The sequence below is a fragment of the Cohnella endophytica genome (assembly GCF_003628305.1).
Classification (GTDB): Bacteria; Bacillota; Bacilli; order Paenibacillales; family Paenibacillaceae; genus Cohnella; species Cohnella endophytica.
In genome coordinates, this window is sequence record NZ_RBZM01000008.1 from 58,836 (window position 1) to 72,457 (window position 13,622).

Consider the following 13,622-nt stretch of genomic DNA (forward strand, 5'->3'; position numbering starts at 1 on the left):
AAGGAGATGCTTTACAAATGTCAAACTTTGACCAAATCCCATTTGCTGCAGAATTTGCTGAGAATCCTGAGCCCAGATGTCCATGCATTTTATTGCTGGATACTTCATATTCGATGAATGGCAATCCGATTAATGAGCTTAACAACGGTCTTGTGACTTTCAAAGAAGAGCTAACTTCCGATGCCATGGCATCCAAAAGAGTAGAATTGGCAATTGTAAGTTTTGGGCCTGTGCAAGTTGTAGCTGACTTTCAGACTCCAGATATGTTCTATCCTCCGACGTTGATCGCAAATAATGATACACCGATGGGAAGCGCAATTGAGCAAGGGCTCGAGATGCTGAAATATCGTAAGGAAGTTTATAAACAAAATGGAATCTCCTATTATAGGCCCTGGATTTTCTTAATTACAGACGGTGCGCCAACTGACAACTGGCATCGAGCTGCGACATTAGTAAAAGAAGGCGAAACATCCAAGTCATTTATGTTCTTTGCTGTGGGCGTGGAGGGCGCGGATATGACTACACTTAGACAAATTTCAGCCAGAGATCCCTTGAAATTAAAAGGACTCAAGTTTAGAGAACTATTCTCCTGGTTGTCTAATTCGCTTAGCTCAGTCTCTCATTCTACTCCTGGAGACCAGATTAAGCTTGAAAACCCTGCGACTCCTGATGGGTGGGGCGTGATTTAAGTGTGGAAATACGCAAGTGCTTCAGTGCGAGGCACTTCCCATGAAAAAAGTGAAAAGCCCTGTCAGGACTTCTCTGTATGCCAAATAATTAATACGCATAACGGCAACGAAGTATTAATTGCCGTTGTATCAGACGGAGCAGGTAGCGCAACGCATTCCGAAGTCGGTTCGGAACTCGCCTGCTCTTTGTTTGTTGATGAGATAACCGCTTATCTTGAAACTGGTAATCGAATTCAAGGACTCGACCGTGAGTTTTATGTGGAATGGATTTTGCGTTTTCAGCACGAAGTAAAGGTACGGGCAGACGCAATGTCGTTATCTTCTAGAGAATTTGCCTGTACTTTCCTGTCTATAGTGATTGATGATTCATGCGCTGTTTTTGCCCAGGTTGGAGATGGGGCGATTGTAACGAATAGTCCTGAAGAAGAAGATATCTATAGCTGGCAATTCTGGCCCCAACAAGGTGAGTATGAAAATACAACTTTCTTTGCTACTCAGACGAATGCCAGTGAGAAGCTTGAGTTTAGCTTGCGGACTGGAAGAGTTTGCTCAGAGGTTGCTCTTTTTACCGACGGTCTACAGAGGTTAGCTCTTCACTATCAATCCCAAAGCGCTCATAGTCCGTTTTTTCGTCCCTTTTTTCAAGCGCTCAGAGATCAACCAGAGGCAAAATCCATCAAGTTTACGAGTTCGCTTAAGTCCTTTCTGGAGTCTGAACAAGTAAACAACAGGACAGACGATGACAAAAGCCTAATTTTGGCCACGAGAAGGCAAGATACGCCTTCTGATAACTCTAGATGATGAAAGTCATTACAAGTGCGATCGATGGTGCGGGTAAAGTCGTTTATTTGGATGGCGAGCTCGGTAGGGGCGGAGAGGGAAGTGTTTTTGCGGTCAAGGCGAATGCTAATGCCGTGGCTAAAATATATCATCAGTCGATATCCAGTGAGAAGCAAGAAAAGATCAGAAAGATGGTAAACCTGAAGTCTAATTCGTTGCTGAAGTTTACGACTTGGCCTACTGATACATTAAAAGATGCTAAAGGTCAAATTATTGGATTTCTTATGCCTAGACTTACAGGTAAGGAAATCCACAAGCTTTATGGCCCAAAGACGAGACTGCTTGAATTCCCAAATGCGTCATACTCTTTTCTTGTTCATACAGCTGCGAATATGGCGCGGGCTTTTGCAACAGTACATGAAAACGGGCACGTAATTGGTGATATAAACCATGGAAACTTTTATGTATCAGATCAAGCAACAGTTACGATGTTGGATTGCGATAGTTTTCAAATTGGTACACCTAACAGGCTTTTCAAATGTGAAGTTGGTATTCCGATGTATCAGCCTCCTGAATTACAAGAAATCACTTCATTCAGGGACATAACAAGGATCCCGAACCATGATAACTTTGGGTTGGCTTTATTCATATTTCTTCTGTTGTTCATGGGGAGGCATCCATTTGCTGGGCGCTACCTAGGTCCTGGAGAAATGCCAATTGAAAAGGCGATTAAGGAGTATCGATTTGCTTACAGTAGCTCAGCTCAAGGTAAGATGATACAACCGCCACCCGGAACACTCCATATGGGGACAGTTCCCTTCCAGCTAGCGGGGCTGTTTGAGAGGGCGTTTTCTACTGAGGGCCGCAGAGATAATGCACGTCCTAAGCCTGAAGAGTGGATACAAGCGCTCGAAGGACTCTCAGGAAGTTTGCAGAAATGTAGTCACAAAGAAGGGCATGTATTTTCCAGGGTAAATAAGAGTTGCCCTTGGTGCGAGCTTGAGCAGAAGACAGGGGTTGTCCTTTTTCATGCTGCGGTCTTTACGATATCGCAAGCGATAAGTTCTTTTGATCTGAATAGGTTTTGGCAACAAATATTGAGTGTACCTTCGCCAGGTAGGCCATCTATTTTGCCTATACCGGCCTCTATTCCTACACAGCCTAATGCTATTGTTGTTGAAAGGGCTAGACGGATGAAGAGGCGAAAGTTAATAGCGTGCTTTCCAGTATTAATTGGCATATGTGTAGGGATAGCTTTTCCTAATGCATTGTTTTTCATTATAGTTGTTACCGCTATTGTTACTTCGGTTATGTATAAATCCGAGAATAACAATCTTAAGCAGGAGTACTTAAAGAAAAAGAATGAAGCCCAACAACGATGGGATAATATTTCGAGTAGGTGGAATAAAGAGGCTGGGGAAGATTTGTTTGTGCAAAAGATGAAGCAGCTTGAAAAAGCTAAACAAGAATACATAGGATTATCGAAACAAAGAGCCGAAAAGTTAAAACAGCTTGAATTAAACCAACATAAAAGTCAGCTTCGGGCCTACCTCGAACGTTATCGAATAGAGGATGCTAGAATTGATGGGATTGGTCCGAGTCGGAAAGCAACACTTGAGGCATTTGGGGTAGAGACAGCATCAGATATTACGACACATGCCATTAGACAAGTCCCTGGATTCGGCCCCACGTATACAAGAAAGCTTATAGATTGGCGATATAGCATTGAAAAGCGTTTTGTATTTAATCCTCATAAGGGTATCCCTCAAGCCGACATTGTAAGTCTTGATCGTGATATTCTTTCTCAGAAAAAGAGGCTCGAACAAGAAATACAATTAGGGGCGAATCAGTTGATGCAAAAAGCCAACCAAATTAAAGTTAGACGTAACACCTTATGGCCAGAGCTTGAGCTTGCGGCTAAGGAGTTAGCTCAAGCTAATACTGATTATAATGCTTTATAGAGAATTTCAAACAGGTTACGGATGAATACTGGGAATTATAGCTATACAATTTCGGAGATTTGCTACGGAGGGCAAGCATGTTATTTATCTTAAGGCGTTTCAAATAGTCAAACTTATAGAATTAAGGCGAGCCAATGATTGGGGTGGTTAATATTGTGTAAACAACACTCATAGCGAGCTAATAATCAATGAAACTTGATTCGGTGTTAACTATAGAAGTAGGAGGGAAATATGGATAAGAAGAGACATGTTAATTATATAGTTGGAACAAGTTGTTCCGTACCTTGGTGCCAACATGAAGCAGAATTCGAAACATATCTTTATGACTACTATGACTTTGCTAGTCCCCTTGAGCATCGACTTTCATTGAGGGACTACAACGATTTGAAAACTTGGTTGGAGGAATACAGAGTGTGACAGGGGGGTCTCTAGAGTGACATCAATTTGTCACTACACCCGTAGAAGCACATGTGACGTTGTCATCGGACAGGGGTTCGACTCCCCTCGTCTCCACCATACTAAAAGCGAACATGCATGATTTTGTCTTAAGACAGGGATGTGTTTTTGTTTTATCAAATTTAAGCCCTGAGGGTGTGTTTATGGATATGGCTGCTATTGGTAGTCGGATCAAATCAATAAGAGCTTACAATAAAAACGAATAAGCCCCACATATATTACGCCGTATGCTTTTATAATTGAAAGAACGCATCCATCCGCCGGTATTGAACGTGATGGGACAGCTGATCGGATTTCGATCCAATAACATCTAGGGGCGTGAAGATTCGTGGAAAAGGTTAGAATCCTTCGATTTTCAAATGATGGCTTTAAGACGTATGACTATACTTCTTCGCACTACAATATCTATCTTGATCAGTACCAAAGGGATGTAAAGTATTTTGAAGAAGCGAACTTCATTGGATTAAAATGTTGCTATGCGTTTTATTACGTCTTTGATGAACAAGACGTACAGCCTGGTTCGAAACTATCATTACGTAATGGTAATCAGGTGAATACAGCCTATCTGCCGCTTGATCATGTCGTATACGTCCGGAATATGCGTCCGGACGGTACACGTATTGTTCGAGGCTACAAGAAGGTACTGAACCCGACCGATAATAACTTACATGAATTCGAAGATGATTCCATTTATGACTATCTTAAATGGGTACGCATGAGCCTGAGACTTGCGCTTCAGCGCTCCAGGGAATACATGACGTTAACCGGTAAAACGACGGTTCCGGAAATATTAAGCGAAATGCTCCTAACCCAAATTGATGTTGATCGTTTGGAACAGGTTGTACATTATCCGTTCAGTCCCCTCTTTTCTCGAAAGAAGTGGTGGAATACTCCGGCAACAATATGAATATAACATGAAACTACTATTTCGAAATTTACTTAAGGGAGTGTGTTGAATGAGCGAGCAGGTTGTTTATCGTGCGGTTGATATTAGTTTACATTCTAAGGTCACATTTTCCAGTGGCCTTACCGGACAGGCATTTACTTTTGGTGATGACGGTTTAATTGTTATAGGTAGAGCCGTTAATGCGCCAGGAAGCATTGTATGTGCTATCGGATGGAATGGCGTTCAGAAGATCTTCGACATTAAGTGTGAAGGCCCGATTCTGGCAGAATACCTTGATCAATTTTCGGGATTTCCATCGGATGTAAGAACATACATTCAACTCGCCATAAATTCGGAGCATAGTCCGAGTTATGACTTTTTCAAAACGTTCAGTGAAGTCTTGAAAGGGCGTGTAAAAAGGTTCGACAAAATGCAGACTTTTGCATCCTGTACCCATGCTGAAGTTGTAATTCAGGCGAATCGACTAATCTTTGGTGCTGTAACCGGCCCATCTTCAGGTCAAAGCGAAGGAACTGTCGTCGCTGCGGAAGAAAAGGGAAATGTATTCCTGACACTTTGGTCTACATGGTCAGTAAAAAAGGAGATCGGAACTCAACTCGGAGAGAGGCTTTCACCTGAAACAACGAAATTAGTCGATGAATTTATTATGAATCTATTTTAGTTGGGATGGAGTAGCTGAAATTGCTTGTCGACGGCTTTAACGATTAGAACGCTTCATTCTTCTTGGTGGAAGGGGCAGAAGGGTTCTTTTCTTTGTGTTCCTGTTCATCCTTATTACTGCTGCATTCGTTTTAGTCTAAGTTGCACATTATTTACTGGAAAATGATTCCATCCCTTGGTGTTAACTTCGCGATACATTCGTCCGGAAATGTAATAAGAGCGTGATTACGTAAGCAAATTAAAGTACAAAGTGTCTTTTGTTTAGGAATTCGAGGAAATTGGGCCTATAGGTATAGAATTCGAGGAATTATGAAGAATGCTACAACTTTAGTTTCACAATATGTTGAAATATAATTATGCTATACAGGTCGTCCGGATCCGCCTTCCTAACTCTTTGGAAGGGGGGATGCGGATGGACGCGGACATTGTAATCGCAATCGGCAATTTAACGATAAACTTCGGTTTACTGCTCGTTAGTTGTGTTGCCCTTGTCGTAACCATGACCAAGAAAAAGTAAATGACCTCTCGGTAGCCAGGCAGCTCCGCGGAAAGGTCATTTACCGGTGGTTATTCGCTTTGCCGCAGGGAGGCCCCGGACAAAACTTGTATTCAAGAAAGGGAAGTGTATCGAGCACTTCTCTTTTTTGATTTATGGGAAATTATGGATTTCTCATTTTACTAAGTTTTGCAGTATAATTTGTGCTTATTTAAATGATTTAGTAAGCAGAAATTGTTGAGTTTTTAATAGTAATTTAACGAAAAAGTGTCAAGAATCTTCTGCATTTCATCATATAAAAACGACTAAGATGTAAGGGTGTTTAAGGACTAATAATTATTCCGAAATTGCTCTAGAATTGTTCCGAAATTGTTCTGGAATATTATGTTGCGTATCATCGAGTAACGTTACATGTTTATTGTAATGTTGTTCAGTCAGACTGACAATATTTTTATCGCATTTTTATCGTCTAAAATCGTACAAAATTGATTAATATCCTATTTCGATTACTATCTCCCTCTTTTTTATGCTGTTTTACGCTGTTTTCGATCGTTTTTCTTCGTCTCTTTTCATATGCGTGATTGTCTATTCAATAATGCCATGTAAAACAGGATGTCGCATTGCTCCACTTGCATAATGTCCAAGGTGTTTAATTATCACGCAATCTTCATTCTAGAACGGCATCCAATTGCATGTATTTCCGATCGATCGTGCTTAAAATCGAATAACTTTGGCTTAAATTTTGATGAGATATATTTTACGATTTCTGGTTCTCTATTTGGTTGTTCTATGCACAGTAGAAAAGGACTCGTTTGAGAAGATAATATTCGAACGGATGTATACGTATAGTGTTTGACCTTAATCTAATTTTTCGATTCGTTTATTTTCTATATAGATTGAATTCGCTAACTTCGATACCGTACCTTCGTGGCCTAGTCTTTTCATTGCTTCATTGAGTCTATCGCCGTCTGAATGGGTGGAGCAGATCCCGAAAGGTTCCGGAAGTTGGATTTCATTTAGAATTCGAAGTCATTCTTCCAGTGGACTGTTTTGTCAGCAGTTTTCCATTCAGGTAGAGGATGTCAAAAGCGATAAATTGAGCAGTAATTTCTTGTCACCTTTCTCCTTTAGTCATTAATTTCTTCATTATTAATTCGAAGTCACATTGTCCATTAATTAATGATACTGCCTCGCCGTTTAAGATTATGACTTGAACAGGAAGATCGATTCTGAATTCAGGAAAATGGAATTCGTTCATATGACGAGTAAATGTTTTTACGCCTTTTACTTTACTATATGACAAAGTTGTCATTATACCATCGAGTCAAACTGGTGTAAAAATTTTCCATAATGAGGTTTGTCACTCTTTTCTAATAGCATGGGCAAAAATGGATTGTGTAATTCAATCATAGTGAGGTCATCTTCTTAATCGTAGCACTTCAAGGATTTCGGGCATACAAGCAGTTTATGGCATTCGCCACGAAACCCCACTACCCGTTAAAGCCCGAGCGACCAAACAAACGGTAGCGTGTTTCTTTTTTCTCAACTAACGGACAGATTTCCTTAGTAAATGGAAGCCAAATATTGAAACGGGTCTAAGCCCTTTCATTCCTTCGTTACATCTAACTAAGGGGGTAGGTCGGTTTTTCTAACGGAACGGGTCGAGCCCGTTTGCGTAACGTCTCCCGAAACTCCGTACTTCTAATCTATCCTGCGAATGCATGAGCTGGTGAGATGATGCTGTTTATGCTGCTTGTGAAAATGCTTTAACTGCGATGCAATCCTAACTACACTTCGCCAGACCTACGAGCATTCGTGCCACTTTACCGCATAGCTTCATAATGGACTTTTCTTCAGCCTTTTCGCGTCCACTTTAAAATGATGAAGAGCCCTCATCTCGGGATTAGTCATTACCATACACATCGTCATGAGATAAAGGGTTGTGGATATTCGCATCTTAGAATTTATTCGAGCGAAAATAGTTCTACTAATATAAAATAATAATCAGATTTGCTTTTAGTTATCTGCCTATCTCAGACGGTCCAAGAGGAGTCATGAGTATGATCTCAGACAGAAGAGCAATGGATTTGAGCTCAAAGGATACGTCATATGAAGTGTGGGGAGACGAATACAGGAAGTATTCGCCACAATTGCTGATTAACAACCCCGCGACCAAAGAAACCGTTCTTTCGACGGTTACGGAAGAATTGCTGCATTGTCAGACCTTTATGTTTATCGTTGCTTTTGTCACGGAAAGCGGACTGGCGACTTTGAAATCCTATCTGTTGGATCTTAAAAGGAAAGGGATCGGGGGCAGACTCCTTACGTCTACGTATCTCAACTTTAATAATCCGAAAGTGTTCAAAGAACTGTTGAAGATTGAAAACCTGGAAGTTCGACTCACCGATCTCGAAGGTTTTCATTCCAAAGGATACATATTTAGGGATGATGGCAAGCAGGTCTTGATCGTAGGCAGTGCGAATCTCACAGCCCAGGCGTTAAAAGTGAACTACGAATGGAACGTAAAGCTAACCGTCAATAACGACGCGGACATCATTCACCAAGTCAACAATCAATTCAATGAAGTATGGGAAGCGGCGCAGCCCTTATCCAATGTATGGATAGCCAATTATGAGATCCATTACATCAAACATAACGCTCAGAAGATCATTGATGAAGAATGGGCTAAGATCGTCACCGAAAATACGATAAAAGGAATTGCCGCGCCTAAAATCGTACCGAACAAAATGCAACAGCTCGCGCTTCGGCAAATTGAAGAGATGCGACTATTAGGCAGCCGTCGTTCACTAATCATTTCGGCTACCGGGACGGGCAAGACGTTCCTTTCCGCATTCGACGTGCAAAAGTGCAACCCAAGAAGAATGTTGTTCATCGTCCACCGCGAACAGATTTTATCGAAGGCGAAAGATGATTATTATCAAATTCTCGGTGGCAATCCGGACGATTTCGGAATATACTCTGGCACGCAGAAACATTCAAATGCCAGATATCTTTTCGCGACGATTCAATCGATTTCCAGAGTCGACGTATTAAACGAGTTTGGAAAAGAGGACTTCGACTACATTCTGATCGACGAAGTACATAAGGCCGGAGCTCAATCGTATAGACGAGTCATAGACTATTTTAAACCTAAATTTCTGATGGGAATGACGGCAACGCCTGAAAGAACGGATGATTTTAATATTTATGAATTGTTTGATCACAACGTGGCATTCGAAATTCGATTACAGCAAGCGCTGGAAGAAGACATGCTCTGCCCTTTTCACTATTTCGGCGTGACTGATCTTGAATTAGACGGGCAAGTCATCGATGATTTTACGTTAATCGACCAGTTAGTAACGGATGAACGTGTCCAACACCTTATCGAGAAAATCGAGTATTATGGTTTTTCCGGAGAACGGGTCAGAGGACTGATTTTTTGTAGTAGGAAAGAAGAGGCTAGACAGCTCTCCTACATGCTCAATCAATGCGGATACAATACGGTAGCTCTGACCGGAGATGACTCAATCGAAGAGCGCGAGAAGCAAACGTCTGCGCTTGAGCAAGGATTATTGGATTACATCCTGACAGTAGATATCTTTAATGAAGGGATCGATATTCCTAGCGTAAATCAAGTTGTCATGCTTAGGCAGACGCAATCGAGCATCATTTTCATTCAACAGCTTGGACGAGGACTTCGTAAACACGATACGAAAGAGTATGTGACCATTATCGACTTTATCGGGAACTACAAGAATAACTATTTGATTCCGATCGCATTATCCGGAGATCGTTCGTTAAACAAGGACTCGATCCGAAGGAAGATGAAGGACACGAGTTATATTTCCGGAGTATCTTCTATTAATTTCGAGGAAGTCGCGAAAGAGCGGATATTCAAAGCCATTAATGCTGTCAATTTAACGGAATTTAAAAAGTTGAAAGATGCTTATAAGGAGCTTAAAAACAGGCTGGGAAGAATTCCGAAATTGATCGACTTCATTCAACAAGGCTCACTCGACCCGGTCGTTATCGTGAATGAGTGTAAAACTTTATATCACTTCTTGTTAAGAATGAAGGAAGAGGTTAAGCCGCTTTCTATTGCCGAAGAAAGAGTGCTCATTATGCTCTCGGAAGAATTGATGCCGGGAAAAAGAAGACACGAGATCATTCTCCTCGAATTGTTGTTATCGAATGGGGAAGTAACCCACGAGCAATATATCGAGGAGTTGGAACGATGTGGTTGTCGGACAGAAGAGGAGGCCTTAATCTCGGTTAAGAGGGTCATGGACTTATCCTTCTTTACGCAACCAACGCAAGAGAAGTATGGTAATCGACCGATTTGCGAGCTAGGGGCGGATCATGTGTACCGCTGGAGCGAGTTTATGTATAACCTTATTTCCAAACAGGCAGAGTTTACGGAAATGCTTAGGGATATCGTGGATACAGCCAAGGAAAAAGCCAAGGATTATTTACCGCATGAATTATTAAGCGTATTTAGAAAGTACAGCAGAAAAGACGTCTGTCGATTGTTGAACTGGGTGAATGATGAAAGTTCTACGGTGTACGGTTATAAAACCAAACATCAAACTTGTCCTATTTTTATCACGTACCACAAGCATGACGAAGTTGAATCTAGCATTAATTATGGTGACGAGTTGTTGTCCCCTAAGATACTCAAATGGTTTACTAGAAGCAATCGCACATTGCAGTCTGAGGAAGTTAAAAAAATTATCGAAGCGCGTAATAATAATATTGACGTACACATCTTCATAAAGAAGGATGATGATGAAGGTAGCGACTTTTACTATTTGGGCAAAGCATTGCCGGACACAGATACGGTAAGTCAAACGGTTATGAGTGGCAAGGAAGATAAAGAAATCCCCGTCGTCACGATGCACATGGTTCTTGATCATGCCGTCGAGCCCAAGCTTTATCGGTACTTGGTCACTGATTTGTAGAATAAAAAGTCCCCCGGAAAATGTTTCCGAGGGGACTTTTTACTTAAGGCTTTGCTTCTCGAGTTCATTAATCGTGGGCAAATCGGCTGGTGCCCAATCTAATGAACGCAATTTCTCTAATGGAAGCCATTCCAGACGCTCATGCTCAGTTGGTACGGGAATGCCTTCGATGATTTTAGATTTATAAGTCATTAAACGGACAATGACATTCGGATATTCGTGAGTCGTATCCGCGATAAAGTCATGCACTTCGATCTTGCAACCAAGTTCTTCTTGAATTTCTCGCACTAGTGTTTCTTCAGGAGACTCTCCGGGTTCGATTTTTCCACCTGGAAACTCCCATAAACCGCCTAGGGACATATTCATAGCACGTAACGCGCATAAAATCTCATTATTCTCGTTATAAATTACGGCCCCAACGACATCGACTTTTTTCATGGTTTCGCTCCTAAGTTTTCGATATATGAATTATAGCGTAATTAGCGGTCAGATAGTGGGGAAGTCCCAATATGGATTGTGGAAGTTTCCCCAGCCCGGCGAGTCACCGGAGGCGTGCTTGGTTCGGAGTCATAATCCAGCAATCTATTTGAACAAAGCATTCAAAACATTAAACGCCTTTTCAATATCCGCATCCTCTTTATCCATAAGCAACTCGATAATCTTCCGGATTGTCGAGTTTTTCTTTTCTACTTCCGGAAATTCCCCGTAGTTAAACAACTCGAAAAAGTTGACTCCAAGAGCCTCGGAAACTTTCTCAAGACTTTGAAGCGTAACATTTCTCTCGCCGCGTTCAAGATCGCCTATGTAGGAATGAGATGTGCTGGCCAATTCGGCTAGTTGCTCTTGGGTTAGTCCTTTGGACTTCCGAATGCTACGCACCCGTGCGCCGATCAATTGAGAAACGGAATCGTTCATAACTTTGTCCACACTCCTAATAAGAAGTTTAGACAAATACATGCGATTGGATAACCTTACTATAAGATCAATTTTATGATATAATTAATCTTATAAGATTAATTAATGATTTTGATTAACCTTATATACCCTAATGGTGATGTCAGGGATAATAATTCTCCAAGTTATAAGGAAGGGGAGATGGAGATTGTGTTCATTGAATTTATTCAGAGAAACGCAGATAAAGTATATTATTTTCTCATCTTCTTTATCGTCTGGATGGCGGTAGTAGCAATTGTTGAAACCATACATAAAAAACGGAGAAAGAAATAAAATGATCTGCCGTTTTGGCTTTATCGATAAGTTCTAAAAAGGCTTGATGTATCAGTGTTTCTTGAGTGTTATTCGATGATTATTACATAAACAAAATATGTATAAAATAAATATAATATTTATTTTATACATAGTATTGGGTTGATATTGAGAAACAGTGGCTATTGACGTATATTAAACTATATACCTGTATTGTGACAGATCAGAGGAGATACAAATGGGCACATTTCTAGGGTATATGAGTTTTTCTATGATTGAAGGTCTAGCAGTATACGCATTGATTCTTTACATATTCAGAATTCAACTCATGAATTTCATTTGGCCAGTTGTTCTTATGATTACGGTGACGAACCTTCAAAGCTTCTTCATCCGCGATGAGCTTGAGTTAACTGCAATTTCACCAATCATTAACATAATCTTCACGATCTTATTCTTGGCTATATTCATACGAATTCCGATTATTTGGTCGATGGTTATGACGATTACAGGTTATATCGCGTATGCATTGCTTCAAACCTTGATCATTTTACTATCAAATGGCTATTTATCTTTGGGTCAGGCACAGGAATATGTTTGGAAGGGTTATCTGATTCAATTGATTGCAGGAGTATTGGGTACTGCAATTGGCTGGCTTCTATACAAATTTGGTTATGGATTCTCTTTTGAATTTGAAAAGCTTCGGCTTAAATGGGAGCGAATTCTAGTTATACTGTTGTTGATTGGCTTTTTAGTCGGTCTTGTCGTCATGATATACTTCAAAGCAATTTTCGCAAATTTTGTAGTTCTTGTAGTTGCTTTGTTAATATTTCTTTCATACTCCCTTCGTAAGGATCAATCCGAATGGTAAATACACTTGCCAAGAAACTCGCAATGGGAATAAAGAAAGTCGTTCCTGAATCGCCTCAAAGCGTTGAGGTTCTAAAGTATTCGATTTCTTATATTCTTAATGCGTTTTTTATTATTGGATCTTCTCTGTTAATTTCCCTATTTACTGGAAAAGTCATCGAGGTTATTATTATATTAATTGGGTATGCACTTCTAAGACAAGTATCCGGCGGTGTACATCTGAAGTCTGGAACGTTATGTATTGTTGTTTCGACCGCTGGTGCCACAGCATTGTCTTTTGTTAGCTTTGACTCAAATATCTTGATTCTGTTTACAGCCATCTCGATGCTGCTTGCACTTGTGTTTGCGCCTTCCAGAATAGAAAAGCAGACCCGAATACCATCAAAGTATTATCCACTATTGAAGCTCCTATCACTAATTATTATTTCAAGTAATCTCGTTATACACTCTGCTGTTCTTGCCTCAGCGTTTCTTCTCCAGGCTTTAACATTGGTTGGGAGAAGGGGGGTGAAAAACGGATGAAAAAGAAATTGTTCTTAGCGTTATCTTCTTTGCTTGGCGGATTGGCTGTCGTTATCGTAAGCACGGCGAGTTGGGTTTATATTCATCAAGAAGAAACTCCGGCAGAATTATTGAAGTAAA

At 40.7% G+C, this 13,622-nt stretch carries 11 protein-coding genes; 9 read left to right on the forward strand and 2 right to left on the reverse strand.

Features of this window, described 5'->3' with window-relative positions:
• The first annotated feature begins 17 nt into the window (after positions 1-17).
• The 6 genes from D7Z26_RS18515 (at position 18) to D7Z26_RS18545 (ending at position 10,907) form a co-directional block, all read left to right on the forward strand.
• Positions 18-689 carry a vWA domain-containing protein gene (locus tag D7Z26_RS18515; RefSeq protein WP_120978513.1) on the forward strand — a complete coding sequence of 224 codons (672 nt, stop codon included), beginning with the start codon at positions 18-20 and terminating at the stop codon, positions 687-689.
• The gene (locus tag D7Z26_RS18520) at positions 690-1,490 is read left to right on the forward strand and encodes a PP2C family serine/threonine-protein phosphatase (protein ID WP_120978514.1); all 801 of its coding nucleotides are present in this window, start codon (positions 690-692) and stop codon (positions 1,488-1,490) included. It begins immediately after the preceding gene.
• Positions 1,487-3,430, forward strand: a complete 1,944-nt coding sequence (locus D7Z26_RS18525; protein WP_120978515.1) for a helix-hairpin-helix domain-containing protein — start codon at positions 1,487-1,489, stop codon at positions 3,428-3,430. Before D7Z26_RS18520 ends, D7Z26_RS18525 begins: the two co-directional genes overlap by 4 nt.
• A gap of 784 nt (positions 3,431-4,214) precedes the next feature.
• The gene (locus D7Z26_RS18530) at positions 4,215-4,793 is read left to right on the forward strand and encodes a hypothetical protein (protein WP_120978516.1); all 579 of its coding nucleotides are present in this window, start codon (positions 4,215-4,217) and stop codon (positions 4,791-4,793) included.
• 49 nt (positions 4,794-4,842) lie between these two features.
• Complete coding sequence (locus D7Z26_RS18535) at positions 4,843-5,454, forward strand: hypothetical protein (protein ID WP_120978517.1); 612 nt, start codon at positions 4,843-4,845, stop codon at positions 5,452-5,454.
• A 2,576-nt stretch (positions 5,455-8,030) separates the two neighbouring features.
• Positions 8,031-10,907, forward strand: coding sequence for a DUF3427 domain-containing protein (locus D7Z26_RS18545; RefSeq protein WP_120978831.1), 2,877 nt, complete (start codon positions 8,031-8,033; stop codon positions 10,905-10,907).
• A 39-nt stretch (positions 10,908-10,946) separates the two neighbouring features.
• Here D7Z26_RS18545 and mutT read toward each other — a convergent pair whose 3' ends face one another.
• A complete protein-coding gene (gene mutT, locus D7Z26_RS18550) occupies positions 10,947-11,345 on the reverse strand; it encodes an 8-oxo-dGTP diphosphatase MutT (protein ID WP_120978518.1) in 399 nt (132 codons plus the stop codon).
• Between the two features lie 144 nt (positions 11,346-11,489).
• On the reverse strand, positions 11,490-11,822 hold the full coding sequence (locus D7Z26_RS18555; protein ID WP_158602369.1) for a helix-turn-helix domain-containing protein: 333 nt from the start codon (positions 11,820-11,822) through the stop codon (positions 11,490-11,492).
• 529 nt (positions 11,823-12,351) lie between these two features.
• On the opposite strand from D7Z26_RS18555, the gene D7Z26_RS18565 reads away from it, so the two are divergent.
• From D7Z26_RS18565 to D7Z26_RS18575, 3 genes are read left to right on the forward strand one after another with little or no spacing between them, the layout of a single operon-like run.
• Positions 12,352-12,981 carry a hypothetical protein gene (locus D7Z26_RS18565; protein ID WP_120978521.1) on the forward strand — a complete coding sequence of 210 codons (630 nt, stop codon included), beginning with the start codon at positions 12,352-12,354 and terminating at the stop codon, positions 12,979-12,981.
• Complete coding sequence (locus D7Z26_RS18570) at positions 12,975-13,502, forward strand: accessory gene regulator ArgB-like protein (protein WP_120978522.1); 528 nt, start codon at positions 12,975-12,977, stop codon at positions 13,500-13,502. The genes D7Z26_RS18565 and D7Z26_RS18570 overlap by 7 nt, the downstream gene beginning before the upstream one ends.
• Entirely contained in the window at positions 13,499-13,621 is a 123-nt protein-coding gene (locus D7Z26_RS18575; RefSeq protein ID WP_120978523.1) for an AgrD family cyclic lactone autoinducer peptide, read from the forward strand. The genes D7Z26_RS18570 and D7Z26_RS18575 overlap by 4 nt, the downstream gene beginning before the upstream one ends.
• The last annotated feature ends 1 nt before the right edge of the window (position 13,622 follow it).

Coding starts and splice junctions, on each gene's coding strand:
- D7Z26_RS18535 (WP_120978517.1), top strand. CDS start 4,843: ATGAGCGAGCAGGTTGTTTATCGTGCGGTTGATATTAGTTTACATTCT.
- D7Z26_RS18575 (WP_120978523.1), top strand. CDS start 13,499: ATGAAAAAGAAATTGTTCTTAGCGTTATCTTCTTTGCTTGGCGGATTG.
- mutT (WP_120978518.1), bottom strand. CDS start 11,345: ATGAAAAAAGTCGATGTCGTTGGGGCCGTAATTTATAACGAGAATAAT.
- D7Z26_RS18545 (WP_120978831.1), top strand. CDS start 8,031: ATGGATTTGAGCTCAAAGGATACGTCATATGAAGTGTGGGGAGACGAA.
- D7Z26_RS18515 (WP_120978513.1), top strand. CDS start 18: ATGTCAAACTTTGACCAAATCCCATTTGCTGCAGAATTTGCTGAGAAT.
- D7Z26_RS18570 (WP_120978522.1), top strand. CDS start 12,975: ATGGTAAATACACTTGCCAAGAAACTCGCAATGGGAATAAAGAAAGTC.
- D7Z26_RS18565 (WP_120978521.1), top strand. CDS start 12,352: ATGGGCACATTTCTAGGGTATATGAGTTTTTCTATGATTGAAGGTCTA.
- D7Z26_RS18555 (WP_158602369.1), bottom strand. CDS start 11,822: ATGAACGATTCCGTTTCTCAATTGATCGGCGCACGGGTGCGTAGCATT.
- D7Z26_RS18525 (WP_120978515.1), top strand. CDS start 1,487: ATGATGAAAGTCATTACAAGTGCGATCGATGGTGCGGGTAAAGTCGTT.